A 26,767-nucleotide genomic window follows, 5' to 3' on the forward strand; every position below is an offset into this window, starting at 1 on the left:
AAAAACCGCGTAAATCGCGGTTTTTATTACTCAAAATAAAGAGTGCTTACTTGTGATAATCCAAGCAAATCTCCACTTCATTTTTTGAACCCATAGTAACAGCAACGCGCTGGTGAATTTCTTGCGGTTCAATATCTAAAATACGATCAAGGCCAGCATACGCAACACCGCCTGCTTGCTCTACTAGCATTGCCATTGGGTTTGCCTCATAAAGTAAGCGCAGCTTGAATGGCTTTTCTGGATTTTTCGTGTCTTCAGGGTAAGTAAATAAACCGCCGCGACATAATAAACGATGCACATCACCTACCATGCAGGCAATCCAACGCATATTGAAGTTTTTCTTGCGTGGGCCTTCTTCGCCTGCAAGGCAATCAGCAATATAGTTTTGCATTGGTGTTAGCCAATGGCGTTGATTTGATGCATTAATTGCGAATTCTTTAGTATCTTCAGGAATAGCTACTTTATCTTCAGTAAGTAAGAAACTGCCGTGCGTTCTATCTAATGTGAATAAACGCGTACCTTTACCAATGGTGAGCGCCAACATAGTTGAAGGGCCGTAGAGTACATAACCTGCAGCCACTTGGTGCTTGCCCGCTTGCATGAAAATGCTTTGATCATCAGCAGCTTTGTCTTTTGGCGCTTTCATAATTGAGAAGATAGTGCCAACTAACGAGTTAATATCGGTATTTGAAGAACCATCAAGTGGGTCAAATGCAACTATATACTCAGCATCTGGGTTGCCAGCAACAGTATAATCTTCTTCTTCAGATGCAATGGCTTTTACATAGCCAGATTCAAGTAGAATATCTTTAAGTAATTGGTTCGATAAAACATCAAGCTTCTTTTGTGTTTCACCTTGAATGTTTTCGTCTAAGGTTGAACCTAAAACACCTGATAATTCACCTTGGCTTACGCGGAATGAAATTTCTTTACAAGCAGCAAGAATCGTTCTGATCAATGATAAAAGATCACGAGGACAGCCGTCTTCGATCAATACTGGTGGAAGTCTACGCATTTTATATTCCTGACTAATAGCTTATTGCCACATAAAGTGAGAGGGTGGCAACAGGCAACCTTTCGGCAGCGCTCAGTTAAATTTGTATACAATTGTGCATTAGCTTGTGTATGATTTAAGCACCATGCACCATTGATAATGAAATAACAAAGAAAGATGCAAAGATTAGTACAACCATTTCTGCTGATCTGTGCTTTGTTACTGTTAAGTATACCAAAAGCGCAGGCAACCCTGAAACCCATTGAATCATTTACTCGCGAAATGAATCGATATCCGGGTTATTTTACCTTTTATTACGATAATGCTTCGGGCAAGGTTTACTTAGAAGTAAATAAATTAAACCATGAATTTCTGCTGCAATTAAGCATGCCTTACGGCCTGGGGTCAAATGATATTGGTCTTGATCGCGGTCAGCTGGGCGATACTAAAATTGTGCAGTTCGAAAAGCATGGTAACAAACTTTTATTAAAACAAAATAATACTTACTACCGTGCAAACAGTACTAACAAAGCTGAGCTGCAAAGTATTCGTGAAGCATTTGCTTCAAGCGTATTGCACGGTTTTGAAATTAAAGCTGCGAGCAATGAGCGCGCTTTAATTGATTACACACCGTATTTATTATCCGATGTACATGGCGTTTCAAGAACTTTAGCGGGTCGAAATCAAGGTAACTTTAGCTTAGATAAAAGTAAAAGTGCTGTTTATATGCCGCGTTCAAAGTCGTTTGCTAAAAATACCGAGTTAGAAGCGATTGTTAGCTTTAATGGCACAAAGCCGGGTAAATATGTAAAACAGGTTGCACCCGATCCGTATTCAATTTCAGTCCACTTACACCACTCGTTTATAGAGCTACCGGACGATGGCTTTAAACCACGTAAATTCCACCCGCAATCGGGTTTTTGGAGCGAAGAATACAAAGACTATGCAGCGCCCTTATCAGAGTCTATGTATGTGCGTTATATTCCAAAACATCGTTTAGCGAAAAAAGACCCTACGGCTGAAATTTCAGAAGCCGTTAAACCGATTGTTTACTACCTCGATCCTGGTGTGCCCGATCCGGTAAAAACAGCTTTACTAGATGGTGCAAAATGGTGGCAAGCAGCCTTTGAAGCGGCAGGTTATAAAAATGCATACCAAGTAAAAATGCTACCTGAAAATGCAGATCCGATGGATATTCGTTATAACGTAATCCAATGGGTGCATCGTGCAACCCGTGGTTGGTCATATGGTTCAAGTGTTATCGACCCACGCACAGGTGAAATTATTAAAGGTCATGTAACTCTTGGTTCACTCCGTGTACGCCAAGATATTTTGATTGCAGAAGCGCTTGCTGCACCTTATTTAAAAGGCGATGAAACAGTAGAAAAATTACATGCGATGGCGCTTGACCGTATTCGCCAGTTGAGTGCCCATGAAGTAGGTCATACTTTAGGTATTGCGCATAACTTCTCTGCATCAGTAAAAGACCGCGCATCGGTGATGGATTATCCGCATCCGTTAGTGAGCTTTAATGATGATGGCAGCTTTAATACTGAAAACGGCTATGGCAAAGGCTTAGGTGTGTGGGATATTCAAGTTGTAAAATATGGCTACTCAGATTTTCCAATTTTGAGCGAAGCAAAAGAGCTTGCAAAAATCTTAGCGGAAAATAAATCATTGGGCCTTGAGTTTATTTCCGATAGCGATGCACGCGCGAAAGGTGGTGCCCATCCAACAGCACATTTATGGGATAACGGTGAAAACCCAAGCGTTGAACTACAACGAGTGCTTTCTATTCGCGAAAAAGCGATATCGAAGTTTGGCATTCATAATATTAAAAATGGCACGGCGCTATCGCAGCTAGAAGAGGTGTTTATTCCACTTTATTTATTCCATCGTTATCAAACAGAAGCAGCAGTTAAATTGATTGCGGGTGTTGATTACGACTACGAATTACGAAGTGGTGATACTTTTAATGGTAACAAGCTTGTTGATGTTGCTAAACAAAAAGAAGCACTAAGTGCCCTATTAACAACGCTTGAAGCGGACCAGTTAGTGGTGCCTGAGCACGTACTCAATGTGATTACACCAAAAGCGTATGGAGAATACAAAACCCGCGAAAGCTTAATTGGCCGCACCGGTTTAACACTTGACCCATTAGCATTACCGGAAGTTTCAGCAAATCATTCACTGTCTTTACTGTTAAATTCACAGCGTCTAAATCGTTTACATTTCCAATCGATGCGAGATAGTAAACAGTTGAGCGCGCGCAATGTGTTATTTCAACTTAGTGAGCAAGTGTTTTTCAGTAACCAAAAGCAAGGCATGTTGCATCAAGTTGCACTGCGCATTCAAATGGTAACGGCATATCATTTAGTAAAAACTGCATTAAGTGATAAAACTGACCCTGAAGTACAGGCTGAACTAGCAGGGCAAATTGAATTTATAGCCCGTAAATTTGCCCGTTCTAATGATAACTTTAAGAAATATCTTGCGAATATCTTATTTAAATCGTTAGAAGAGGGTAAGTGGCAAGGTCACTTTAAGCCATTGCCGATGCCGCCGGGCTCACCTATTTAACACCTAAATAGTAAGTTATGGCATACTAAGCCCATTAGCGAAATCTAATGGGCTTTTTTATTGAACTGTTAATCTATTTAAAGCTCATATCGAATTTATACGACAAGAATCAACAACAATGCATATTCATATTTTAGGTATTTGCGGCACCTTTATGGGGGGCATCGCAGCCATTGCAAAATCCTTGGGCCATAAAGTTACAGGCTCAGATCAAAACGTTTACCCACCAATGAGTACTCAACTTGAGTCTTTAGGCATTGAGCTAATTCAAGGTTACGATGTTGCTCAGTTAAAACCACAACCAGATATTGTGGTGATTGGCAATGCTATGAGCCGTGGTAATCCATGCGTTGAATATGTGCTTGAAAATCGTATTCCATATACTTCGGGCCCTGAGTGGTTAAAGCAAAATGTACTGCAAGATGCGTGGGTACTAGCGGTGTCGGGCACCCATGGTAAAACTACCACTGCAAGTATGCTTGCATGGGTATTAGAATACGCAGGTCTTGATCCAAGTTTTTTAATTGGTGGTGTAGTACAAAACTTTGGCCTGTCGGCGCGCATAGGTAAAACACCGTTTTTTGTCATTGAAGCTGACGAATACGACACCGCGTTTTTTGATAAGCGCAGCAAGTTTGTGCACTATCTGCCGCGCACCTTAATTTTGAATAACCTTGAATTTGACCACGCTGATATTTTTGAAAATTTAGCGGCAATTCAAAAGCAGTTCCACCACTTATTACGCATTGTACCTGGGCAAGGTAAAGTAATTTGGCCAAGTGATGATACGAATATTCAGCAAGTGATAGATAAAGGTTGTTGGAGTGAGCAAGAACAACTTGGCAATGACTGGGATTATCAACTTATAAACGCAGATGGCAGTGAGTTTGATGTACTGCTTGGTGGCGATATCGTTGGCCGTGTGAGTTGGCAAGCAATTGGCGAACATAATGTTAAAAACGCTTTAATGACGATTGCAGCAGCACGTCATGTAGGTATTCCTGTTGAAACATCAATTGCGGCCCTGGCTGAGTTTATTTCGCCAAAGCGCCGTATGGAATTAAAAGGCGAGGTTGCGGGCATTAAGCTCTACGATGATTTCGCTCATCACCCAACTGCTATTAAAACGACTTTGGCAGGTCTCAGAGCAAAAGTGGGCCAAGCGCGTATTTTTGCCGTATTAGAACCACGTTCCAATACAATGAAAATGGGCGTGCACCAAAATACATTATTAGCGTCGCTTGAAAATGCCGACGATGTGATTTTATTTGAGCCAGAGAACCTAAGCTGGTCACTCAAAGAGGCTGCCAATAACGCTGGTGCTCTATGTTTTAACAGCACAGATGAGATCATTAAAACGCTACTTGAAAAAGCAACTGTCGGCGACCATATATTGGTAATGAGTAACGGTGGCTTTGAAAATATTCATAATCGTATTTTAGATGCGCTCGCCAACAAATAGGCTTTTTATGACGCAAAACCATGAATTTAATGAAACCATAACCGTTGCACTTAGCGGTGCTTCAGGCATGCCATATGGCTTAAAACTAATTGAAACGCTCATTTCGTTAAATCACCAAGTATTTGTTTTGGTATCAAGTGCTGCCCGTGTGGTGCTTGATACGGAATCAGATGTGAAATTATCGGGCAATGAAGAAAAGGCAACTGAGCAACTATCTAATTTATTCAATGCTAAGCCAAATCAACTTAAAGCCTTTGGTAAAGATAACTGGTTTAGCCCTGTAGCATCCGGTAGTGCTGCACCTAAAAAGATGATTGTCTGCCCATGCAGCGCAGGTACGGTGTCGGCGATTAGTCATGGCGCATCTGACAACTTATTAGAGCGTGCCGCGGACGTGGTGATCAAAGAAAAAGGCCAATTAATGCTGGTGGTGCGTGAAACACCGCTTAGTGCTATTCACCTTGAAAATATGCATAAGTTGGCGCAACTCGGTGTAACTATTATGCCTGCAGCACCTGGGTTTTATCATAACCCAAGTTCAATTGAAGACTTGGTTAACTTTATGGTGGCGCGCATTTTAGATCATTTATCTATTGAGCATACGTTAGCTAAACGTTGGGGCTACGGCTGCTAATTAACCCATCCAAAATTGGAACGCAAAACACAATGACAAAAGCTCTCGAAATTGTTGGTTTAGAAAAAACCTACAGTAACGGTGTTCAAGCTGTTAAAGGAATTGATTTAACGGTTGAAAAAGGCGACTTTTTTGCACTGTTAGGTGCAAATGGTGCTGGCAAATCAACCACAATTGGCGTGATTTCTTCACTTGTTAATAAAACTAAAGGCACGGTAAAAGTATTTGGTCATGATATTGATACTGACCTTGGCAAGGCTAAAACTAATTTAGGGTTAGTACCACAGGAATTTAACTTTAGTCAGTTTGAAACACTTAACCAAATTTTAGTGAACCAAGCCGGTTACTATGGCGTGCCACGCGCAGAAGCACATAAGCGTGCTGATGAATTGCTTGCACAACTTGGCCTTGCAGATAAAAAAGATAAGCAAGCGCGTACCTTATCAGGTGGTATGAAGCGCCGTTTAATGATTGCACGTGCGTTAATGCATAAACCACAGCTGCTGATTTTAGATGAACCCACGGCAGGTGTTGATATTGAACTGCGCCGTTCGATGTGGGAATTTTTAAAAGAGATAAATCAGCAAGGCGTTACCATTATTCTCACTACTCATTACCTTGAAGAAGCGGAAATGTTGTGTAAAAACATTGCGATTATCGATAAAGGCCAAATTATTGAAGACACCAATATGAAGTCGTTATTGGCAAAGCTTGATAAAGAAACCTTTATTCTTGATTTAAAGCAACCAACATCGGCATTTTCACTCGATGGTTACACAACTCGTGAAATTGACGACCATACCATCGAAGTCGATGTGGAGAAATCACAAGGGTTAAATGGTGTATTCGATGCGTTAAGTGCGTCAGGCAACACGGTGCTAAGTATGCGTAATAAAGCGAATCGATTAGAAGAGCTGTTTGTTGCGATTGTTGAAAAGGGGCGCGAGCAATAATTATGAGTAGTCAATTTACTGCGTTAAAAACCATTTGGATAAAAGAGTGTATTCGTTTTACCCGGATTTGGGTACAAACCTTAGTGCCACCAGCCATTACCATGTCGTTGTATTTTGTTATTTTTGGCAACCTAATTGGCTCACGTATTGGTGATATGGGTGGCTTTAACTATATGGAGTTTATTGTACCGGGTCTGATTATGATGTCGGTGATTACCAACTCTTATTCCAATGTGGCATCGAGCTTCTATTCAACGAAATTTCAAAAAAGCATTGAGGAGCTGCTAGTTTCACCAGTGCCCACTTACATTATTGTACTAGGCTATATGGGCGGCGGTATGGCGCGCGGCCTATGTGTTGGCATTATCGTAACTATTTTGTCGCTGTTTTTTGTTGATATTCAAATTCATAACGTTGCTGTTATTTTTGCCACTGTATTACTGACCGCGGCCGTGTTTGCGCTTGGTGGTTTAATTAATGCGGTATACGCTAATAGCTTTGACGATATCAGCATTATTCCCACCTTTGTTTTAACGCCGCTAACCTATTTAGGTGGCGTGTTTTATTCAATCACCTTGTTACCTGATTTTTGGCAAGGAGTGTCACAATTTAATCCAATTATTTATATGGTTAATGCATTTAGGTACGGCTTTTTAGGGGTATCTGATGTAGATATCACAACGGCATTTGCAGTAATTATTGGGTTTATCAGTGCGTTATTTGCTGTTGCATACCGTTTAATTGATAAAGGGGTTGGCATTCGCCACTAAAATTATGTCTGACGCAAATTCAAGAAGTATTAGTTCGAATCAACAAGGACTAAATGAAAAGTTAGAAGAAGTGGTACGTAAGCACCTAAGTTCTGAGTTTAAAAAGCCGATTGCAGCGCATACGCAAACGGCTTTTGATGAGGTAAATAAGAAGGTACAGCAATTTGCTGGGCCGATTATTCTCGATTCATGCTGCGGTGTAGGTGAAAGTACAGCTAATTTAGCGCGCAAGCACCCAGATGCATTAGTTATAGGTATTGATAAGTCGGCACATCGTATTGAAAAACATGATGTTGAATACAAGCAAACTGAAAACGGTCAGTACTTATTAGTACGTGCAGATTTAAATGACTTTTGGCGCTTAGTGGTTGAGCATCAATGGCAAGTGACACATCACTACTTGTTGTATCCAAATCCGTGGCCTAAAGCTAAACATTTAGGGCGCCGTTGGCATGGTGCACCGGTATTTCCTTATATTGTGAAAATTGGTGGTCAACTTGAGCTAAGAAGTAATTGGCAAACGTATGTAGATGAGTTTGCGTTTGCCCTTGGTTTAGCTGGCGTGGATGTGTCTGTAACTCCATATAGTGCAGACACAGCAATTACGCCATTTGAGCGAAAATACTGGGCCAGTGGTCAACAAAGCCACCGACTGAAAATTGACCTTAACTCGCTTTAGCAGTTTGTGATATGTGAGCCAGCTCTCGAGCTGGCTTTGCGTAGTAAAAGCCCTGCACGTATTTAATGCCCGCTTTTGCGAGTTTATCTGCAACGAGTTTGTTTTCAACGCCTTCTGCAATCAAGGTTAAGTTCACTTCCTTAGCAAAATTGGCAATGTGTTGAATAAATAAAAACACTTCATCGTCTTTGGTAATTTGTGAGACTAAAGAGCGATCGATTTTCAAGCCATCGACTTCTAGTTTAAGAATATTCGAAATATTAGAATAGCCAGTTCCAAAATCATCGATAAAGACCTTAGCACCGTGTCTTCTTACCATTTCTACAAAGCCTTTGATTTCCGTTAGGTTGGCAATCGCTTCGGTTTCGATAAGCTCAAATGAAATATGGTGCGGTGTAGGGTAGCGCTTTAATTCATCATCAAGAAACTGCGCCAGGCTTGGGTCTAACATATCTTGCGCAGTTAAATTCATGCTCCAGCATAAATTAGTTTGGCGAAAGCGCTTAACGCAATCAAGAAAAACCATGCGAGTTAATTGCCCATCCATGCGACTGCGATTTACGACAGATAAAAAGTAATCAGGTTCATATAAAGCATCGTTAATCTTAATGCGTGCTAAGCCTTCGTACATTAAGGTTTCGTTACCGTCGATAGTGAGTATTGGCTGAAAGTGCGCTTCAACTTGGCCATTTTTAAATGCTTCTCGCACATCTTTGGCAATTTTTAAGTTGTGCTGATATTGATTTTTAATAATGTTCATTGCATCGGAGTAAAACACCACAAGTTCACGACTACGTTTAGCTTGTTCAACTGCAATACGTGCATTTTCAACTAACAGTGTTTTATTGCCAGTGGCAATACCGGCACATAAGGTCACGTAGATAAATGGGTCATATAATAAAGGCGCATTTTTATTAAGATTTTCGACGAGTTTTAAACAGGCATTGCTGTCTAAGTTGGGCGATAGCAATGCTATTTTATTGCTTGATAAGCGATACAGGTGACATTCTGTGCTTTTTAACTTATTTAAACGTGCTAGCAGTTTTTGCATTACTTCATCACCAATGTGGGAGCCGTAAAAACCGTTAATATCTTCAAGATTACTAATTAATACTATGGCCAATTGCATGTGCAGTGGTGAATGGCTTTGCAGTTTTCTTTCCAGTGCAATATGGTTTGGATAGCCCGTAACGGGATCGCGAGTTAAGTTTTGTTTTAGTAGATAAATATAAGCACTGCCCACTAAAGTTGCGATAAAGAAAAAGAAACTTGCGGTGATTACCGCTTGGCTAACACTTGCTGCAAGCTGTTCATTTAAATCTTTAATGGTGATGTCGGCGCCAGTTAAATAGGTGCGCCCATCTTTTGTTTGAAACGGTAAAAATATGGTGCGGAAATGGCCCCACTGATCTTCTGAATGCTCGAATAAAGGCTCTGTTGAATAAAATGCTTTAACGTTTAATTGTGTTGCTTCAGGGTAAAGATCATAAAAATAAGTAAGCTTATTGTTTTTAATATCCTCGTTAGTATAACTAGATGCAGAGAAGTAAACTTGATCGCCTTCTTTTATCATCGCGTAAACGTATTCGAGTTCGAGCTTGCTGGCAAACTCAGAGAGTTGTTTGCTTTTTAATAGGTAGCTTTTTTCATCAATGTGGTCGGGGCCGGTAATATTGTCGTGGTATTCGTCACCGAGAATGAATTTAACACTTTGTGCTGCGTTTAAGAGTTTAGCATCAACCTCTTTTAAAATGTCGTTGTAGGTGTGTGAATAAACGTAATAAACATAGCCGCCAAGGCTTGCTAAAAACAGTACGCCCGCCAAAAAAAGCCAACGAATTCCTTGATTTGAATAATACATGCGCATCCTTGCCTAAAACTAATTTTTGCCGCAATTGAAAAATACTGCTTTACTGTATAGCAAGCAAAGGGTTATGTTGTTTTGAAACACCTTATAATAGTCAATTTAGTGTGTTTTTTACAGCAGTAGATGGAGATATTGTGCAAATTGCGAGACTTTTTCTTGTAATTGAAGTAGAGTTGACTGCCTTTTTTTATGAATATGTTTGAACACTTTTTGGGTAAAGTGAGTAGTATGGTTGATGAAACACGTCAAGCAGTGCGCCCAGCAATAGCGTCTGAAGAAAGCTTAATGCGAATTTTTACGGTGCCAGAGGCGCCGGGCTCGACTTTGGCTAAAATTGAGCAAGAAATATCTAGTAACTTAGCAGGCTTTCTTAACGAAAATATTGCAGCGGTTGAAAAGCCTTTGCATGAAATTGAAAAAGATTTCCAAGCTGCAAATATCCCTGAAGAACCTCGTTTTGTATCTGAGCACGCCCAAGAGTTAATGGAAAAGCTGGTGGCGCATTCAGTACACACGTCCGCACCGAGCTTTATTGGTCATATGACTTCGGCCTTACCGCATTTTGTTTTACCTCTGTCAAAGTTGATGGTGGGGTTAAACCAAAATCTGGTAAAAATTGAAACATCTAAAGCATTTACACCATTAGAACGTCAAGTATTGGGTATGATGCACCACATGGTTTACGGCAAAGATGATGCCTTTTACCGTAAGTGGATGCATAACGCTAAAAATGCGCTAGGTGCATTTTGTTCAGGCGGCACGGTTGCCAATATTTCAGCGCTTTGGGTTGCGCGCAATAAACTGCTTAAACCAGATGGCGATTTTAATGGCATAAATAGCGATGGTTTAGTTGCGGCTATGATGCATTATGGCTACAAAGGATTAGCTATTTTAGTTTCAGAGCGTGGTCACTACTCACTTGGTAAAGCTGCTGATGTGTTAGGCATCGGTCGCAGCAATATTGTATCTATCGAAACAGATCATAATAACCGTGTTGATCTTGCTAAAATGCGTGAAAAGGCTAACGAATTGGCTGAAAAAGGTATTAAGGTGATGGCAATTGTGGGTGTTGCAGGCACAACTGAAACAGGCAATATTGACCCGCTTAATGAAATGGCAGACCTAGCTGAAGAAATCAATTGTCACTTTCATATTGATGCCGCTTGGGGTGGTGCAACCATGCTGTCTAATAATGCGCGTGGGTTATTAGCTGGTTGCGAACGTGCCGATTCAATTACCATTGACGCACATAAGCAAATGTATGTACCAATGGGCGCAGGTATTGTGCTTTTCAAAGAGCCAGATACAGTCAATGTGGTAGAACACCACGCTGAATATATCTTACGTAAAGGCTCGAAAGATTTAGGCTCACACACCCTTGAAGGGAGTCGTCCTGGTATGGCTATGTTAGTGCATGCGTGTTTATCAATTATTGGTCGCAAAGGCTATGAAATGTTAATTGATAAAAGCCTCGAAAAAGCGCGTTATTTTGCCGAACTTATTAAGCAAACAGATGACTTTGAACTGGTTACTGAACCAGAACTTTGCTTATTAACCTATCGCTATGTACCGGAAAAAATTAAAGAAGTACTTAAAACGGCGGATGAACAAACTAAGTTAGATATTTACGCAGCACTTAATCGTTTTACTGCGAGCATGCAAAAACGTCAGCGTGAAGCTGGGCGCTCATTTGTATCGCGTACACGTTTAACACCATATCAGTACGATAATTTACCGACAGTGGTATTTCGCGTTGTATTAGCAAACCCGCTTACATCAAATCAAATATTGCATGATATTTTAGCGGAGCAGCGAGAGTTGGCTGGTAAAGATCCAATATTTAAAAAGTATTTAGCGAAATATTTATAATTTAGCGCTGTGAATTTTTTATGAAAAAGGGAGCATTTGCTCCCTTTTTTACGTTTTTATTTAACCTTAACTCGGATGAGATAATCGTAAACGCTAAGCTTCGGTTTCAATATCCACAATCAAGTCAGACGTAATAGACTCGAGCGCTTCAACTACATCATCTTTACTTAAACCGGCAGGCAATTCTACCCGGGCTTCTGCGTTAAACAGAGGCACACCCCAATTAGGAGCGCTTTGTTGCTTAGAGTTAAAGTGAATAATTGAGGCGCCTTTATGGCGTAGCACACTTGAAAGCTCTTGTACTATACCCGGTCTGTCATTGCTGGTAATAACAAAGTTAAGCTGTTGACTTGTGTCGGTTACTTGTTCTTGCCCTGCTTCAATTTTTACTTCGAGATCGGGAATGGCGTGAATTGCGCCCTCGAGTGCCGATAAATGTTCTTCAGGTACTTCTAACTGCAAAATTCCGGCAAAGTGGCCACAAAGGTGGCTTAAATTACTGGCTAACCAATTGCCATGGTTAGCTAAAACCGCTGAGGATAGTTCATCTACTAGACCTGAGCGGTCAGGACCAATAATTGTTAATACTAACTGCTTCATATTTATGTCTCTTAATGTAATTAGCGCAACCCTCTCTACACAAATTAAGAAATAATTGTTAGCTAATTCAAAGGATTAAATGGAGGTGTAGAGCAGTTTAAGTATTGATGATTGCCTGCCTTTTGTCCAATTTATTTTGTCAAATTTTGTTAAATAATCGGTGTAACTTTTTGGTCATAAAAACGAAATATTTCACTCTCTGTAACATTTCTGTCATCTTGACAAAATATAATGCACGCCAACTAAATCCTAATTCTATTTGTAAGGGCCAATGGATGAGTTCCAATCCGCCAAGTGTTGAATTCAATACTAATAGAAACAGACTGATCAAAGATAAAGTCGCCAAATACAGTATTACGGCAGGTGGTACATTAGTACTGGTTGCCTTATTGTTGATCTTCTTTTATCTGTTGTATGTAGTACAGCCTATTTTCGCGTCATCACATGTTGAAGTGAGAAATCAATTTGCTTTACCTGAAACGCAAGAGTACGTTGCGGCAGGTATGGAAGAGCAAGGTGAAATCGCTTACTTGTTCACACCAGCTGGCGAGCTAAGTTACTACACCATTAAAGGTGATAAATTCGGCACTAAGCTAACAAGCTATAATGTGGAATTTGATGCAGAAGTTACCAGCTTTGCACGCACTGCACCGCACCAGGCGATGTATGCTTATGGTCTTGAAAATGGCGCAATTAAAGTTGTTAACCCGAAATTTGAAGTAGGATTTGCTAACAATAGCCGTACCATTAAGCCAAGTATTGCGTATCCACTAGGTGAAAGTGAAGTGATGATTGATGACGAAGGTGCATCAATTCGTAAATTCGCGTTTAGCTATGTTGCCGATGATAATCAACTTGGTGTACTTGCATTAACCGGTGATCAACGCTTGCTGTTTAGCATGCTAGCAGCAGAAGAAAATATGTTCTCTGGTGAAATGGAATGGTCAAGTGAAACCGCGGAAATTCCTGTTGAAGGCAAAGTGGATGAATTGTTAATTTCACCTGACTTTAGCCGTGCATTTGTGCGTGTTGCTAATAAAGTTTATATCTACAATACGCGTGACATTGAAGATATTACACGCATTCAAGTGCTTGCCGCGAATCAAGAGAATGCCAACCTAGTTAAAATGCAATTATTGTCAGGTGCTAACTCATTAATGTTAGTTAACGACAACGGTGAAATTTCACAGTGGTTTGAAATTAATGGTGATTCGGGTCGTAAGTTCGCCAAAATCCGTGCTTTTGCAAGTGGTGATAAAGAAATTTCAGGATTGTACAGTGAATACTATCGCCGTACATTCTTTAGCACTAATAACCAAGGTGATGTGTCGCTTTACTACACTACCAGTGAAAATAAGCTATGGTCGGGTAAAGTAGCAGACGCGGGAATTGATTTATTTGCGGTGTCACCACGTTCAAACGCTGCATTAATGCTGTCGGGTAATCAACTGATTGTTGTTGATATTGAAAATGAGCATCCTGAAGTATCTTGGTCGGCATTATGGCAAGAAGTATGGTACGAGGGCTACCCTGAACCTGCTTACATTTGGCAGTCTACATCGGCAAGTGATGATTTCGAAGCTAAGTTATCTTTAGTACCAATCTCATTCGGTACAATTAAAGCGGCAATGTATGCGATGCTATTTGCGGTTCCCATTGCGCTTTCTGCTGCTATCTACACAGCCTACTTTATGTCGCCTGAACAGCGTCGAATTGTTAAGCCAACGGTTGAAATTATGGAAGCATTACCAACCGTAATTCTAGGTTTCTTAGCGGGTCTTTGGTTAGCACCTCTGATTGAATCTCACTTACCTGCAATTATGCTGATTTTAGTATTAACGCCGTTGGCGATAATACTTACAGCATTCTTCTGGCAAAACTTACCAGAATCGATTCGCCACAAAGTGCCAGACGGTAGCCACTCTATCTTACTCATTCCAGTGGTATTACTGGCAGGTTATATCTCGTTTGCACTGAGCCCTGCGGTAGAGCTTTGGGTATTTGATGGTGATGTACGTCGTTATATTACTAACGAGTTAGGCATTGATTTTGACCAACGTAACTCGTTAGTTGTGGGTATTGCGATGGGCTTTGCGGTTATTCCAACGATTTTCTCAATTGCTGAAGATGCGGTGTTTAGTGTACCTAAGCACTTATCGAATGGCTCGCTTGCACTTGGTGCAACGCAGTGGCAAACGCTTGTTCGCGTAGTATTACTTACAGCAAGCCCAGGTATTTTCTCGGCAGTGATGATGGGTCTAGGCAGAGCGGTTGGTGAAACCATGATTGTATTGATGGCAACAGGTAACACGCCGATTATGGATTGGAGTATTTTCCAAGGTATGCGTACGCTTGCAGCAAACATTGCGGTAGAAATGCCAGAATCAGAAGTAGGCAGCACGCACTACCGCATCTTATTCTTAGCAGCATTTGTACTGTTTATATTCACCTTTATCTTTAACACGATTGCTGAATTTGTTCGTCAGCGTTTACGTGAAAAGTATAGTTCACTGTAAGGTTAGGAGATTTAATAAATGAAGCAGTGGTTTAAATCTGGCTCACCTTGGATCTGGATGACAGGTGGTGCAGTAAGTATCAGCTTAATTTCGGTAATTGGCCTACTGGCAATGATTGCAGGTCGTGGTTTAGGGTTCTTTTGGCCGTCCGAAGTAACGCAGTTTGAAATGCACCGTGGCGACGTTAAAGAAACCGTTATCGGTGAAATTTACGACCGTGAAATGGTGCCCGTTGAGCGCTTAAAAGCGGCGAATGTTGATTTACACGGTTTTACGGGTGAAGAAGTAGAACGTTTACTGATTAAAACAGGTAACCGTGAATACGTAGACCTAGATTTCCGTTGGATTTTAGCAACGGATATTATTGAGCAATCTACCCCGAGCCAATTAGCGGTATTTGAGCGTAGTAAAAACGGTAACTTTTACGGTTACATTGAAAGTGTGGTCAAAGACGGTAACGTTGTCGCTGAAGCGCAAAAGTTAATTGAGCTAGAGCAACTTGTAGAGCGCGCAGTTGAACTTAATGAATCGGCACTTGATTTGCAAAACGGTCCCATTGGTCATATTAACTATGACTTAGAGCGTTTGCGCTTAAAAGAAAAAGCGCTCGACCTTAAAGGCGAATTAACACACGAAAAAGTAGCGGAGTTTGAAGCACAGCGCAAAGACTATCGTGAGAAATACTTGGTGCTTGAAAAAGAGCTGTTTAAGTTCCGTGATGCGGCAAAGCGTGACCAAGTTATTGTTAAAGATATGCGTGGCGAATTAGTTACTATCCCACTTTACCAAGTGCTGGACGTAACACTACCAAACGATATGGGCTTAATGGCTAAATTAGGTCATTACTTCAAGCAAATTGGTAAGTTTATTAGCGATGACCCACGTGAAGCGAATACCGAAGGTGGTGTGTTCCCAGCGATTTTCGGTACCGTATTTATGGTTATGTTAATGGCGGTAATCGTAACGCCGTTTGGTGTAGTTGCTGCGATTTACTTACACGAATACGCTGCGAAAAACTCTATTACCAAAATGATCCGCATCGCGGTAATTAACCTTGCGGGTGTACCTTCGATTGTTTACGGTGTATTTGGTTTAGGTTTCTTTGTTTACATGCTAGGTGGTAGCATTGACCAATTATTCTACCCTGAAGCATTACCAGGCCCAACGTTTGGTACGCCAGGTGTAATTTGGTCAGCACTGACATTAGCAATTTTAACTTTACCGGTTGTTATTGTATCAACGGAAGAAGGTTTATCACGTATTCCAAGCTCAGTTCGTCAAGGTTCATTAGCACTTGGGGCCACTAAAGCTGAAACTATTTGGCGTATTATTGTACCAATGGCAAGCCCTGCAATTATGACAGGTTTAATTCTTGCGGTTGCACGTGCAGCAGGTGAAGTAGCACCACTGATGTTAGTAGGTGTGGTAAAAATGGCGCCAACACTGCCAGTTGATATGAACTTCCCGTTTGTACACTTAGATAGAAAGTTTATGCACTTAGGTTTCCACATCTATGATGTTGGTTTCCAAAGCCCGAATGTTGAGGCGGCTCGTCCGCTAGTTTATGCCACTGCGTTTTTACTAGTGGCGGTAATTGTGGCACTGAATATCACAGCAATTGGTATTCGTAACCACTTACGCGAAAAATTTAGGTCGTTAGAACACTAATTGTTCTGCGGTGATAAAAGTTTAATAGGTTTAGTAAAAATGATTACTGTTGCTCCAGAAATGAATCAATCTGCAACTGGCTTACAGCTTGATTTAGAAAACTTATCGGCAGAACAAACTGCTCTTGAAATTAAAGACTTAGACCTTTACTACGGTGACAAACAAGCGCTGAGTAATATCAGCATGAAAATTCCAAAGGGTCAGGTAACTGCGTTTATCGGTCCTTCAGGTTGTGGTAAGTCAACGTTATTACGTTGTATTAACCGTATGAATGACTTAGTTGATACTTGTCGTATCGATGGTCAAATCTTGCTACATAATCAGAACATTTATGACAAAAGTGTTGATGTTGCAGCGCTTCGTCGTAATGTTGGTATGGTATTCCAGCGTCCAAACCCATTCCCTAAATCAATTTATGAGAATGTGGTTTATGGCCTACGCTTACAAGGTGTAAAAGACAAACGTAAACTAGACGAAGTCGTTGAATCGTCACTACGTGGCGCCGCACTTTGGGACGAAGTAAAAGACCGTTTGCACGACAGCGCATTTGGTTTATCAGGTGGTCAGCAACAGCGTTTGGTTATTGCTCGTGCAATTGCAATTGAACCTGAAGTACTACTGTTAGATGAACCAACATCGGCACTTGATCCAATTTCAACATTGGTAATCGAAGAGCTAATCAACGATTTAAAAAATAAGTATACCGTTGTAATTGTTACGCATAACATGCAACAAGCGGCACGTGTGTCTGACCAAACAGCGTTTATGTATATGGGTGAACTAATTGAATACTCTGATACAAATACGCTATTCACTACGCCGAAGAAAAAGAAAACTGAAGATTACATTACAGGTCGTTACGGGTAAGGATTAAAGTTATGGATCATAATATTTCAAAGCATATTTCAGGTAACTTTAACCAAGAACTTGAAAACGTTCGCAACCATGTTTTAGCTATGGGCGGATTGGTAGAGCAGCAATTAAACTCTGCGCTTGATGCGGTAAATGACAGTAATGCAGAGCTTGCGAAAAAAGTTGAGCACGGCGATTACAAGGTAAATGCAATGGAAGTGAGCATTGACGAAGAATGTACACGCATTATTGCAAAGCGTCAGCCAGCGGCAAGTGACTTACGTTTAGTTGTGGCGATTGCTAAAACCATTGCCGATTTAGAGCGCATTGGTGATGAAGCGCGTCGTATTGCAAAAGTAGCACTTGAATCAACAGCGAAAGATCAGCAAGGTTTGCTAGGTAATATCGATAATATGGGTCGTCACGTGTCGCAAATGCTGCACGATGTATTAGATGCATTTGCCCGAATGGATGCCGAAGCAGCGTTCCGTGTGCACAAAGAAGATGCCAAAGTTGACCGCGAATATGAAGCGTTAACACGTCAAATCATGACGTATATGATGGAGGATCCGCGCTCAATTCCAAAGGTTATGGATTTAGTGTGGTCCGTACGCTCATTAGAGCGCATCGGTGACCGTTGTCAAAATATTGCTGAGTACGTAATTTATTTTGTAAAAGGCAAGGACATTCGTCATACCTCGCAAGACGATATCGAGCGAGATATTATTGGTAAATAAGTTAAGTAACTATTTTAAAAGGGTAAAAGTGGTTTCGCTTTTACCCTTTTTTGCTTTGGTATTCATAACTTTTTTTGTCTATTAACTAGCGTAAATTTAATTGTTTGATAATCTAAGTTAAGGAATTTCAACTTACTGTAATACTTGTATGTTAAAGCCTTTCCTCGCTTGGCTGATTCCTGTAAAATTTGCGCGCTTTTAAAATTTAAGGGTCAATTATGGCTAGTAATGCATTTTTAGGGGTTTTTGCTAAATCTCCTATCAAACCAATTGAAGAACACATAAAAATTGTTCATCAAGCCAGTGCTTTGTTAACGACTTTTTTTCAACATGCGTTTAATAAAGAGTGGGAACAAGCATCTGAGATCCGCATTAATATTCGCGATTTAGAACGCAAAGCGGATGTACTTAAGCGTGACATTCGTTTGCAACTTCCTCGTGGGTTATTCCTGCCAGTTGAGCGTACAGATCTTCTTGAACTGATCACTCAACAAGACAAAATTGCTAATAAGGCTAAGGACATAGCTGGTCGTGTACTTGGCCGCGAAATGGAAATCCCTGAGCAAATTCAAGCTGATTTTATTACTTACCTAAACCGCTGCATCGACGCGACAAAACAAGCTTCTAAAGCCATCAATGAACTTGATGAGTTATTAGAAACGGGTTTCCGTGGTCGTGAAGTGACATTAGTTGAAAACATGCTAGAAGAGCTCGACGCAATTGAGCGTGACACCGATGAAATGCAAATCACTTTGCGTCGTCAGTTACGTGAAATCGAAAATGAATTAAACCCAATCGATGTAATGTTCTTATACAAAATTCTCGAGTGGGTAGGTGACTTAGCAGATATCGCTGAACGTGTTGGTTCACGTTTAGAGCTGATGTTAGCACGTTAATTAAATTAATATAAAAATTAAGTTAAAGGTTACTTGATGGATATTATTGCAAATTACGGCACCACTTTGGTGATGATTGCTGCCGTAGTGGGATTTATCATGGCGTATGGTATTGGTGCGAACGACGTTGCCAATGCAATGGGTACGTCAGTTGGCTCAAAAGCGCTAACAATTAAGCAAGCGATTATTATCGCAATGATTTTTGAATTCGCTGGTGCATATCTTGCTGGTGGTGAGGTTACATCAACGATACGTAAAGGCATTATCGACTCGTCGGCATTTGTTGCCATACCAGAGTCATTAGTGATCGGTATGATTTCAGCGCTATTAGCTGCTGGTGTATGGTTACTTGTTGCGTCATATTTAGGTTGGCCTGTATCAACAACACACTCAATTATTGGTGCAATTGTTGGTTTCGCATTGGTTGCGGTAGGCTCTGAAGCGATTCAATGGGGTAAAGTAGCGGGTATCGTAGGTAGTTGGATTGTTACACCTGCTATTTCAGGCTTTATCGCTTACCTTATCTTTATGAGTGCACAGAAACTAATTTTTGATACTGACTCACCACTTAACAATGCAAAGCGCTTTGTGCCTATGTACATGGGTCTTGCAGCGTTTGTTATGGCGTTAGTAACAATCAAAAAAGGCTTAAAGCATATCGGTTTAGACCTAGGTACAGCAATGGGGTACGGTATCGCAATCGGTGCCGCTGTTTTAGTTGCGCTGTTAGGTAAAGTATTGATCGCTCGTCTTAAAATGGACCCTGCAGCTGACAAAGAAATGCAATTTAACAATGTTGAGAAAGTATTCGCTATCTTAATGATTGTAACTGCATGTTGTATGGCGTTTGCACACGGCTCAAACGACGTAGCAAATGCGATTGGTCCACTTGCTGCGGTAGTGAGCATTGTTGAGCACAACGGTGAAATCGTTAAGAAATCGTCACTCGTTTGGTGGATTTTACCACTAGGTGGTTTAGGTATTGTTATCGGTCTTGCGATTCTTGGTAAGAAAGTAATTAAAACCATTGGTGAAGGTATTACGCACTTAACACCAAGTCGTGGTTTTGCTGCAGAGCTTGCGGCTGCTTCAACGGTTGTTATTGCATCAGGTACAGGCTTACCAATTTCAACGACACAAACGTTAGTAGGTGCGGTACTGGGTGTTGGTATGGCTCGCGGTATTGCGGCACTTAATTTAGGTGTTGTAAGAAATATCGTTGTTTCTTGGGTTATTACCTTGCCAGTAGGCGCGGTATTAGCTATTGTTATCTACTATGTATTGGCGGCTATTTTTGGCCTTCAAGTGTAAAGACTTTTAGCTTGAAAAGACCCCATATGCGATTCGCAATGGGGTCTTTTTTTGTCTGAAATTTATGTTTAGCAACTTGCTAATCAATTTAGCAGGTCACATAGCGCTTACAGCGCTGTAATTTTAACGTTGTAACATAAGGTTAAAAGATAAATTCAACCTTGTTTGGCTTCCATTTCACTAGGCTCTATTCGCTAATTTATTTAACAGAATTGTTAGCACTCGCAATTTATTGATTAAATCTCAGTGACATAATTGATTTTCCATTGTTAATTTGTTTTTATCGTTATTAATTTGAATATTAATCGGTTATTACGATGAAAAACCTTCCTAGTATTAAGCAGCTGCAATACTTGCTTGCTGTACACCAGTATCAGCATTTCGGCCGTGCTGCAGAAGCCTGTTTTATTGGTCAATCTACCTTAAGTAGCGCAATTCAAAATCTTGAAGAAACACTCGGTTGTCAGCTAATTGAGCGTGAAAACCGCAGTATTATGTTTACCTCGATTGGTGAAGAAGTAGTTGAGCGAGCGCGCAAGATAATCGACGATACAATTAGTGTAAAAGAGCTTACAAAAAGCTTTTTAAACCCACTACAAGGGCAATTAAGCATAGGTATTATCCCCACGGTTGCAAGCTTTATTGCGGCTGATTTATACCACTTATGTGCAAAAGAGTTTCCTCAACTCGAGCTGGTTTTAATTGAAGATACTAGCGATAACTTATTGGACAAATTAGAAAAAGGCCAAGTTGACGTCGCGCTATTGGCACTGCCTTATGATACCAATAAGTTTCATACTCATATTTTGGCACAAGACCCATTTAATATTGTAAGGCATAAGGATTATCAAGCGGCAGAAGGTGTGGTTGATTTTAACTTGTTACCACCATCATCGGTGTTTTTGCTAGAGCGCGAACACTGCCTTACCGATCATGCACTGAGTGCGTGTCATTTGAGTAAAAGTGAGTGTATAAACCCCTTTGAAGCTGCAAGTTTGCATACTTTGCTAAGTATGGTTGAACGTCAACTTGGTGTGACCTTTCTACCGCAAATGGCAATTAATGCGGGCATTTTATCTCATAAACCTATGGTGTTTAGCGCAGCGCAAGATACAGCTTATCGTGACATCGGAATTTTATGGCGCAAGACTTCTGGCCGCATACGCGACTTCCGCTTACTGTGCGATAAATTAAAGCCGTTCTTTACTGAAAAATGTGCACGATAAAATAATTTTTAATTTTTAAAACTATTTTTAGCACTCGCTCGACTATATAAGCAGAGAAACAAAACTCTTGGGGAATATGTGTTCTTTCAAAGTGAAAAAGGGTTAATCAAAAAAGCGCAACAAGGTGATAAACGGGCATGGCTTAATTTAGTAAAACAATACGAAAAGCCGATTTATCACACTTGTTTGCGTATGGTGAGTAACCCAGACGACGCACTCGAAATCATGCAAGAAAGCTTTATGAGTATTTATCGTTCACTCGATAACTACCGCTTTGAGTCGAGTTTTAAAACGTGGGCAATCGCAATTACTAATCGCCGTTGCGTGGAGTTTTATCGCGCTAAAAAAGTACTCGATGAAGAAAAGCAAGAAATGCTGATAGCGGATATGCAAGAACCCGAATCTGCTGATTTTATGTTGTTTATGGCGCAGCAAAATAAGCAAGTTTTACAGTTATTAAATGGCTTACCTTGGACGCAAAAAGAAGTGGTGGAATTAAAGTTTTTTCAACACTTTACGTTTGAACAAATTGCGCAGCAACTTGATGTATCAACCAATACGGTAAAATCGCGGTTGTATACGGCGCTGTCCAAATTGCGCCAAGAATTGGAGGTGTTAAATGGCTAACTTAGATAGTATTTTTGAGAAATGGCTGGAAACAGGTGAGCTTACACCAAGTGATCGTCAATTACTTGAACAAGATGCTGTTTATGCAGAAATGCTCAAAAACAGTGAGACTTGGCAGTCACTTTCGGCAAAGTACCAAGAAACGCCTGTTCCACAGTGGAATAGAGAAGCGACTTGGTTCGAGAAAACGAACGGTGATGCCAAGAGCAATCGTTTTATTGCTTGGTTTGCACCAGCAGCTTTAGCCTGTTCAGTTTTAATGTGCTCCTTGGTTATTATGCGTGCCGAAGTCAGCGTCTCAGATAGTGGTTTTGTGATTAATTTTGCAGAGCAACAAAAGCAAGCTCCAACAGTCACTTATGAGCAGCTGCAAACCCTTTTGGCAGAGCAGCAGACAAACACCGCACAGGCGACCTATGCGTTGGTTAAAGAAGCCATAGAACAGGGGCGTGTGGAGCGTAAAGAAGATATTGGCGCCTTGGTTGCCGATTTAAACCGAGTACGTCAACAAGATCAGGCGTTGATTCGCCTGCAATTAAACGAATTGGCACAACAGGTTGAGCAACAACCACAGTCATCAATTGCCAAAAACCAATTATGGGAGAATTAATCATGAAGACGAAAGCAAGTTTATTGATTTCACTAGCATTACTTTCTGGTCATGTTGTTGCCAATACACCAGCCAACAATACGGTCGCTAAAAGCCAAAAAGAAATCACCATTATGAATAATATCTTAAAGGCATCACTTAATGCGGAGCCAGGTATTAAGGTGCGCCAAATCAATGGTGCTTATCTCGCAGACCAAGGCTATGTCTTTAGTATTAGCGCATCGGGGTTATCAGGTGGCTTCGGTAGCTGGAAACGTTTTTTTCTTGAACCTGATATCGAGTTTCATGATGAGGACGTGATGATTCGTGCAGAAGAGATGCGCATTGAAGCTGCTAACGAAGCGTATCATGTCGCGATGGAGGCATTACGAGAGTCTTCTGAAAAAATCCGTGAGTTCGCCCAGCAAGAGCGTGAAATTGAATTTCAGTTACGAGAAGTAGAGCGTGCTCGTCGAGATTTAGATTTAGAGCGCAGACATGCACTGAAAGATAAAGAAGAAAAGTCGGTTAAAAAGGAAATTGAAAAGCTCGAAGCAAAGATCGCCAAACTTGAAAAAGAAAAAGAGCAGGTGCGTGACAAGCGTGACGATGCGCAAGATAAAATAAAATCGACGACCAAAGAAAAGCATAAAAAAGTTGCTGAAACTAGAAAGCAAAATATTCGTATTGCGAGCCAAACTCTGGCGCAAACCTTATGTGATTATGGTGCTGGACTTAAAAGCTTAAGTAAAAATCACTATGTTAACTTTATTATTGATAACGCGACGGGTAATAAAGAAGATCTTGTTTTTGTTTATAGCAAAGCTAAGATTAATCAGTGTGTAGTGGGGGATATCAATGCGGAAAAACTACTTGCGAGCGCGCAAAGTTATACGTTTTAAGTTTAACTGTACGCAATAAATTTACAGTAAGTAAAAACAAAAAAGCCGCTTAACTAGCGGCTTTAGAATTTAATAAGCTTTCAGCTTTCACGTTAGGTAAAAATAGTAAATACACTAACACGACAAGGTTAAAATAAGGAATCGCACCTAACCCTGCAAAAATTGCTCTAGGGTAGCCTTTTTCACTGGCTTTAAAGTAACAAAAGTAGCAAATCAGGACATTCGCAATTAGCAGTAAAATAATAAACAGAGCCATCGTCCCTCCCGTTTTTATGCAAAATCACTCTCAAATGAAATGATTTTTCTGTATGTCCATATAAAACCAGTTTAGCTTAATCTTTGGGCGAATTCCTATTGTTTTGTTAATTTAATTTGTAAAAATTGTTAAGCGCTTGAGTTTTCAGAAGTGTTTATTAGCTTTTTAATTTCAATCGCTGGCATAGGTTTACCAATAAAGTAACCTTGTGCGTAGTCAACACCAATTTCTTTAAGTAATTCAAAAGTTTCTTTATCCTCTACGTATTCGGCAACACAGGTTTTACCGAGTGAATGACTAATGTCTTTAATGGCGTTAACCAGCGCTTTATCAATGTTATCTTGGGTCATATCTTTAACAAATGAACCATCAATTTTCACTTGATTCGCAGGCAATTGTTTTAGGTAGCTAAAGGTACTAAAGCCTGTGCCAAAGTCATCAATTGAGAACTGACAGCCAATTTTTTGCAGCTGGGTGATCATTGCCGTGGTCGCGACAAGATTGCTAATACTCGCTGATTCTGTAATTTCGAAGGTGAGTCTATCTGGGCTTACATTATGCAGCTTTAAACTTTGCGCTATGGTGTTTAACAGGTTGGCGTTATTAAAGGCTTGTGCAGAAAGGTTGATAGCAACTTTGTTTAATTCAGGGTATTCACCTAACAACGCGATGGTTTTTTCTATCACATTTTGGTCGAGTAAATCGATATCAGTCACCAGCTCTAATGACGGGATAAACTGGTTCGGATAAATAATTTCATCATTTACAATTAAACGAACAAGCGCTTCATAATAACTTACTTTTTGCTCTTTGTAGCACCAGATCGGCTGGAAGTGCATGGTAAGGCTTTGTGCTTTAAGCGCTTCTTTTACACTGTGAGCCCATGTTATTCCAGATAGTAACTGCTTACTTTTTGCATCTGAATCTGAATAGCAATGAACGATATTACGGCCACGGCTTTTAGCAACATACAGCGCGATATCGGCCTGCTTTAAACATTCGCTGGCATCACTGTTTTTACTGTCAATTTGCGTTAAACCAATTGAGCAGCTAATAGAGTAGCTTTGTTCACCAAAGCGAAAGCTCTGATTTTCAATGGTTTGACATAAACTTTCACCAATCATGTGGGCGTCGAGTAAATCGGTATTTTCTAAAATAATGGCAAACTCATCGCCGCCTAAACGACATACCAAGGCATCGCCAGAAACACATTGCTCGAACAACTCAGCAACTTTTTGCAGTACTTTATCGCCTTGTTGGTGGCCTTGCGAGTCATTAATAATTTTGAAGTGGTCTAAATCGATATAGAGCAGTGCATGTTGTTGCCCGTTAGATACGTTTTGGCAAAATAGGTTGAGCTGTTGGTCAAAGAAGTAGCGGTTGTGCAAATTGGTCAATGTATCGTGATGGGCTAAATGTTGTAGGCTAAATTCAGCTTGTTTTCGTTCATCAATGTTATCGATACTTAACGTAATATTACTTTTAGCTTGGCGCTCTTTAATTGATTGCAACTTGCACTCAATCCAAATTTGGTGGCCAAGTTTATGGTTTATTTGTAGTTCTAGTTTGTCTTTGCTGCCAGGCTTCATATTAATTGCGCAAATGAGCTTTTCGAGTTTTTCAGCCTCATGTTGAGGGAAAAAGCTGGCTAGCGGTTTGCCTAGGCTAGATTGCAATCGATTACCAGTTAAAGCTTCCCAAGCGGGATTTAAAAAACAAATATTACGGGCTTGGTCAATTTCAATTACCGAGGTATTTAAGTGCATTAAAATACGTTGGTGGGCAGAGAATAAGTCTTTATAACCCTGCTGGCTCTTACTGAGCAGTTCCACTTTTTCAGCGAATTCATCATAGCTCACCATAAAATCTTCACGACGCGCAGCCTGCTCACATACTTTGTTAATAATGTTGTGATTAAACGGCAAGCGAATAAAGTCGGTAACACCTAATAGCAGTAGTTGTTCCGCAAAATCAGCATCTTGGCTATCGATAATGGTTACAACAGCTTGATTCGGTTTATGAATACGTAATTGCTGCAAAAAGTTATTTACGCGCTCAAAGCTGCCATGGGTAGCATCAACAAGGACGATGGCGTAGTTATATTGCTGGATTAAGGTTTGCGCATCGGCGCAGTTATCGGTTGTGCTGATGGCAAAGCCCAGTTCTAAATCGTGGCGAATTTGTGCTGCGCGTTGTTCGTTAGATTCAACTAGTAACAATGGTAAGCGGCTGCTTTTATCGGTGTGTTCAGATAAAATATTAGCGAGTAAATGCGGAAGCTTGTTTAATTTGTCGTGCTGTAAAATGGCATCAATACCATACGCGCGAGCGGTTGTTTCAGCAATGCGTTCACAATAGGTAGGAGGTATCAATACGATAGGTGTATTTTTTGCAGTTGCCAGCAAGCCAGAGCGCACCATGCGCGAAAAGCGCCAACCATCAATTTCGCCAATCGCAAGATCGGTGATAATTAGGTTGAAAGAGTGCTTCTTCAGTAAATCGAGTGCCTCTAAACTATTACCCTTTAGCTCAATATCAAATACATCGACATTTTTTAATGCATCAACCAGTTGAGTTGATAGCTTAATGTCTGGTGTCACTACCAGCAATTTAAGCTTATTCGGCATTTAAACAGCACCTCTAAATCAGTTCACCACTCCTTGGTAACTTTGATTTTCAAATGCCAAAAGATACCTAGTTTAGATAGTTAACTCAAGTAAATTTGGCATTTTACTCAGCCCTTGATTCTTAAACTTTAACATTCAGTAGGTTATATTTT

Annotated in this window: 22 protein-coding genes; 17 read left to right on the forward strand and 5 right to left on the reverse strand. The window is 40.5% G+C overall.

Features of this window, described 5'->3' with window-relative positions:
* Window positions 1–46: 46 nt before the first annotated feature.
* A complete protein-coding gene (locus tag AN214_RS09720) occupies window positions 47–1,015 on the reverse strand; it encodes a class 1 fructose-bisphosphatase (RefSeq protein ID WP_010561923.1) in 969 nt (322 codons plus the stop codon).
* A gap of 156 nt (window positions 1,016–1,171) precedes the next feature.
* Between AN214_RS09720 and AN214_RS09725 the strand changes: the two genes are divergently transcribed.
* The 6 genes from AN214_RS09725 (at window position 1,172) to AN214_RS09750 (ending at window position 8,072) form a co-directional block, all read left to right on the forward strand.
* Window positions 1,172–3,574, forward strand: a complete 2,403-nt coding sequence (locus AN214_RS09725) for a zinc-dependent metalloprotease (protein WP_054979553.1) — start codon at window positions 1,172–1,174, stop codon at window positions 3,572–3,574.
* A gap of 118 nt (window positions 3,575–3,692) precedes the next feature.
* Window positions 3,693–5,036, forward strand: coding sequence for a UDP-N-acetylmuramate:L-alanyl-gamma-D-glutamyl-meso-diaminopimelate ligase (mpl, locus tag AN214_RS09730; protein ID WP_054979554.1), 1,344 nt, complete (start codon window positions 3,693–3,695; stop codon window positions 5,034–5,036).
* Between the two features lie 7 nt (window positions 5,037–5,043).
* Window positions 5,044–5,670 carry a flavin prenyltransferase UbiX gene (locus tag AN214_RS09735; protein ID WP_054979555.1) on the forward strand — a complete coding sequence of 209 codons (627 nt, stop codon included), beginning with the start codon at window positions 5,044–5,046 and terminating at the stop codon, window positions 5,668–5,670.
* 32 nt (window positions 5,671–5,702) lie between these two features.
* Window positions 5,703–6,623: an ABC transporter ATP-binding protein gene (locus tag AN214_RS09740; protein WP_054979556.1), complete on the forward strand. Its 921-nt coding sequence runs from the start codon at window positions 5,703–5,705 to the stop codon at window positions 6,621–6,623.
* Window positions 6,624–6,625: 2 nt separating this feature from the next.
* Complete coding sequence (locus AN214_RS09745) at window positions 6,626–7,393, forward strand: ABC transporter permease (RefSeq protein WP_054979557.1); 768 nt, start codon at window positions 6,626–6,628, stop codon at window positions 7,391–7,393.
* Between the two features lie 4 nt (window positions 7,394–7,397).
* The gene (locus AN214_RS09750) at window positions 7,398–8,072 is read left to right on the forward strand and encodes a tRNA (guanosine(46)-N(7))-methyltransferase TrmB (protein WP_054979558.1); all 675 of its coding nucleotides are present in this window, start codon (window positions 7,398–7,400) and stop codon (window positions 8,070–8,072) included.
* Here the strand turns inward: AN214_RS09750 and AN214_RS09755 are convergent.
* A complete protein-coding gene (locus AN214_RS09755) occupies window positions 8,059–9,933 on the reverse strand; it encodes an EAL domain-containing protein (RefSeq protein ID WP_054979559.1) in 1,875 nt (624 codons plus the stop codon). The genes AN214_RS09750 and AN214_RS09755 overlap by 14 nt on opposite strands.
* A gap of 201 nt (window positions 9,934–10,134) precedes the next feature.
* On the opposite strand from AN214_RS09755, the gene panP reads away from it, so the two are divergent.
* Window positions 10,135–11,808: a pyridoxal-dependent aspartate 1-decarboxylase PanP gene (gene panP / locus AN214_RS09760; RefSeq protein ID WP_408002960.1), complete on the forward strand. Its 1,674-nt coding sequence runs from the start codon at window positions 10,135–10,137 to the stop codon at window positions 11,806–11,808.
* A gap of 93 nt (window positions 11,809–11,901) precedes the next feature.
* Here panP and AN214_RS09765 read toward each other — a convergent pair whose 3' ends face one another.
* Window positions 11,902–12,408 carry a glycine cleavage system protein R gene (locus AN214_RS09765; RefSeq protein ID WP_054979560.1) on the reverse strand — a complete coding sequence of 169 codons (507 nt, stop codon included), beginning with the start codon at window positions 12,406–12,408 and terminating at the stop codon, window positions 11,902–11,904.
* Between the two features lie 275 nt (window positions 12,409–12,683).
* Here AN214_RS09765 and AN214_RS09770 point away from each other — a divergent pair, with 275 nt between their 5' ends.
* From AN214_RS09770 to AN214_RS09815, 10 genes are all read left to right on the forward strand, one after another.
* A complete protein-coding gene (locus AN214_RS09770) occupies window positions 12,684–14,924 on the forward strand; it encodes an ABC transporter permease subunit (protein WP_054979561.1) in 2,241 nt (746 codons plus the stop codon).
* An 18-nt stretch (window positions 14,925–14,942) separates the two neighbouring features.
* The gene (pstA, locus tag AN214_RS09775; RefSeq protein ID WP_054979562.1) at window positions 14,943–16,592 is read left to right on the forward strand and encodes a phosphate ABC transporter permease PstA; all 1,650 of its coding nucleotides are present in this window, start codon (window positions 14,943–14,945) and stop codon (window positions 16,590–16,592) included.
* 39 nt (window positions 16,593–16,631) lie between these two features.
* Window positions 16,632–17,459, forward strand: a complete 828-nt coding sequence (gene pstB, locus AN214_RS09780) for a phosphate ABC transporter ATP-binding protein PstB (RefSeq protein ID WP_054979587.1) — start codon at window positions 16,632–16,634, stop codon at window positions 17,457–17,459.
* An 11-nt stretch (window positions 17,460–17,470) separates the two neighbouring features.
* Window positions 17,471–18,181: a phosphate signaling complex protein PhoU gene (gene phoU, locus AN214_RS09785; protein WP_010561910.1), complete on the forward strand. Its 711-nt coding sequence runs from the start codon at window positions 17,471–17,473 to the stop codon at window positions 18,179–18,181.
* Between the two features lie 218 nt (window positions 18,182–18,399).
* Window positions 18,400–19,077 carry a TIGR00153 family protein gene (locus AN214_RS09790; RefSeq protein WP_010561909.1) on the forward strand — a complete coding sequence of 226 codons (678 nt, stop codon included), beginning with the start codon at window positions 18,400–18,402 and terminating at the stop codon, window positions 19,075–19,077.
* Window positions 19,078–19,113: 36 nt separating this feature from the next.
* Window positions 19,114–20,388, forward strand: coding sequence for an inorganic phosphate transporter (locus AN214_RS09795; RefSeq protein WP_010561908.1), 1,275 nt, complete (start codon window positions 19,114–19,116; stop codon window positions 20,386–20,388).
* Window positions 20,389–20,705: 317 nt separating this feature from the next.
* Window positions 20,706–21,614 carry a hydrogen peroxide-inducible genes activator gene (locus AN214_RS09800; RefSeq protein WP_054979563.1) on the forward strand — a complete coding sequence of 303 codons (909 nt, stop codon included), beginning with the start codon at window positions 20,706–20,708 and terminating at the stop codon, window positions 21,612–21,614.
* A gap of 78 nt (window positions 21,615–21,692) precedes the next feature.
* Window positions 21,693–22,241 (forward strand): RNA polymerase sigma factor, encoded by a 549-nt coding sequence (locus AN214_RS09805; protein WP_054979564.1) that lies wholly within the window; start codon window positions 21,693–21,695, stop codon window positions 22,239–22,241.
* Window positions 22,234–22,851, forward strand: a complete 618-nt coding sequence (locus tag AN214_RS09810; protein WP_054979565.1) for a hypothetical protein — start codon at window positions 22,234–22,236, stop codon at window positions 22,849–22,851. The genes AN214_RS09805 and AN214_RS09810 overlap by 8 nt, the downstream gene beginning before the upstream one ends.
* Before the next feature lie 2 nt (window positions 22,852–22,853).
* Window positions 22,854–23,732, forward strand: a complete 879-nt coding sequence (locus AN214_RS09815) for a hypothetical protein (protein ID WP_054979566.1) — start codon at window positions 22,854–22,856, stop codon at window positions 23,730–23,732.
* 49 nt (window positions 23,733–23,781) lie between these two features.
* Here AN214_RS09815 and AN214_RS09820 read toward each other — a convergent pair whose 3' ends face one another.
* Entirely contained in the window at window positions 23,782–23,988 is a 207-nt protein-coding gene (locus AN214_RS09820; RefSeq protein WP_054979567.1) for a hypothetical protein, read from the reverse strand.
* A 128-nt stretch (window positions 23,989–24,116) separates the two neighbouring features.
* Entirely contained in the window at window positions 24,117–26,615 is a 2,499-nt protein-coding gene (locus AN214_RS09825; RefSeq protein ID WP_054979568.1) for an EAL domain-containing protein, read from the reverse strand.
* Between the last annotated feature and the right edge of the window lie 152 nt (window positions 26,616–26,767).

This window comes from Pseudoalteromonas sp. P1-9 (genome assembly GCF_001399975.1).
Taxonomy (GTDB): Bacteria; Pseudomonadota; Gammaproteobacteria; order Enterobacterales; family Alteromonadaceae; genus Pseudoalteromonas.

Excerpts from the sequence above, each read along its gene's own strand:
- AN214_RS09720 (WP_010561923.1), bottom strand. The coding sequence starts at position 1,015 with ATGCGTAGACTTCCACCAGTATTGATCGAAGACGGCTGTCCTCGTGAT.
- AN214_RS09725 (WP_054979553.1), top strand. The coding sequence starts at position 1,172 with ATGCAAAGATTAGTACAACCATTTCTGCTGATCTGTGCTTTGTTACTG.
- mpl (WP_054979554.1), top strand. The coding sequence starts at position 3,693 with ATGCATATTCATATTTTAGGTATTTGCGGCACCTTTATGGGGGGCATC.
- AN214_RS09735 (WP_054979555.1), top strand. The coding sequence starts at position 5,044 with ATGACGCAAAACCATGAATTTAATGAAACCATAACCGTTGCACTTAGC.
- AN214_RS09740 (WP_054979556.1), top strand. The coding sequence starts at position 5,703 with ATGACAAAAGCTCTCGAAATTGTTGGTTTAGAAAAAACCTACAGTAAC.
- AN214_RS09745 (WP_054979557.1), top strand. The coding sequence starts at position 6,626 with ATGAGTAGTCAATTTACTGCGTTAAAAACCATTTGGATAAAAGAGTGT.
- AN214_RS09750 (WP_054979558.1), top strand. The coding sequence starts at position 7,398 with ATGTCTGACGCAAATTCAAGAAGTATTAGTTCGAATCAACAAGGACTA.
- AN214_RS09755 (WP_054979559.1), bottom strand. The coding sequence starts at position 9,933 with ATGTATTATTCAAATCAAGGAATTCGTTGGCTTTTTTTGGCGGGCGTA.
- panP (WP_408002960.1), top strand. The coding sequence starts at position 10,135 with ATGTTTGAACACTTTTTGGGTAAAGTGAGTAGTATGGTTGATGAAACA.
- AN214_RS09765 (WP_054979560.1), bottom strand. The coding sequence starts at position 12,408 with ATGAAGCAGTTAGTATTAACAATTATTGGTCCTGACCGCTCAGGTCTA.
- AN214_RS09770 (WP_054979561.1), top strand. The coding sequence starts at position 12,684 with ATGAGTTCCAATCCGCCAAGTGTTGAATTCAATACTAATAGAAACAGA.
- pstA (WP_054979562.1), top strand. The coding sequence starts at position 14,943 with ATGAAGCAGTGGTTTAAATCTGGCTCACCTTGGATCTGGATGACAGGT.
- pstB (WP_054979587.1), top strand. The coding sequence starts at position 16,632 with ATGATTACTGTTGCTCCAGAAATGAATCAATCTGCAACTGGCTTACAG.
- phoU (WP_010561910.1), top strand. The coding sequence starts at position 17,471 with ATGGATCATAATATTTCAAAGCATATTTCAGGTAACTTTAACCAAGAA.
- AN214_RS09790 (WP_010561909.1), top strand. The coding sequence starts at position 18,400 with ATGGCTAGTAATGCATTTTTAGGGGTTTTTGCTAAATCTCCTATCAAA.
- AN214_RS09795 (WP_010561908.1), top strand. The coding sequence starts at position 19,114 with ATGGATATTATTGCAAATTACGGCACCACTTTGGTGATGATTGCTGCC.
- AN214_RS09800 (WP_054979563.1), top strand. The coding sequence starts at position 20,706 with ATGAAAAACCTTCCTAGTATTAAGCAGCTGCAATACTTGCTTGCTGTA.
- AN214_RS09810 (WP_054979565.1), top strand. The coding sequence starts at position 22,234 with ATGGCTAACTTAGATAGTATTTTTGAGAAATGGCTGGAAACAGGTGAG.
- AN214_RS09815 (WP_054979566.1), top strand. The coding sequence starts at position 22,854 with ATGAAGACGAAAGCAAGTTTATTGATTTCACTAGCATTACTTTCTGGT.
- AN214_RS09820 (WP_054979567.1), bottom strand. The coding sequence starts at position 23,988 with ATGGCTCTGTTTATTATTTTACTGCTAATTGCGAATGTCCTGATTTGC.
- AN214_RS09825 (WP_054979568.1), bottom strand. The coding sequence starts at position 26,615 with ATGCCGAATAAGCTTAAATTGCTGGTAGTGACACCAGACATTAAGCTA.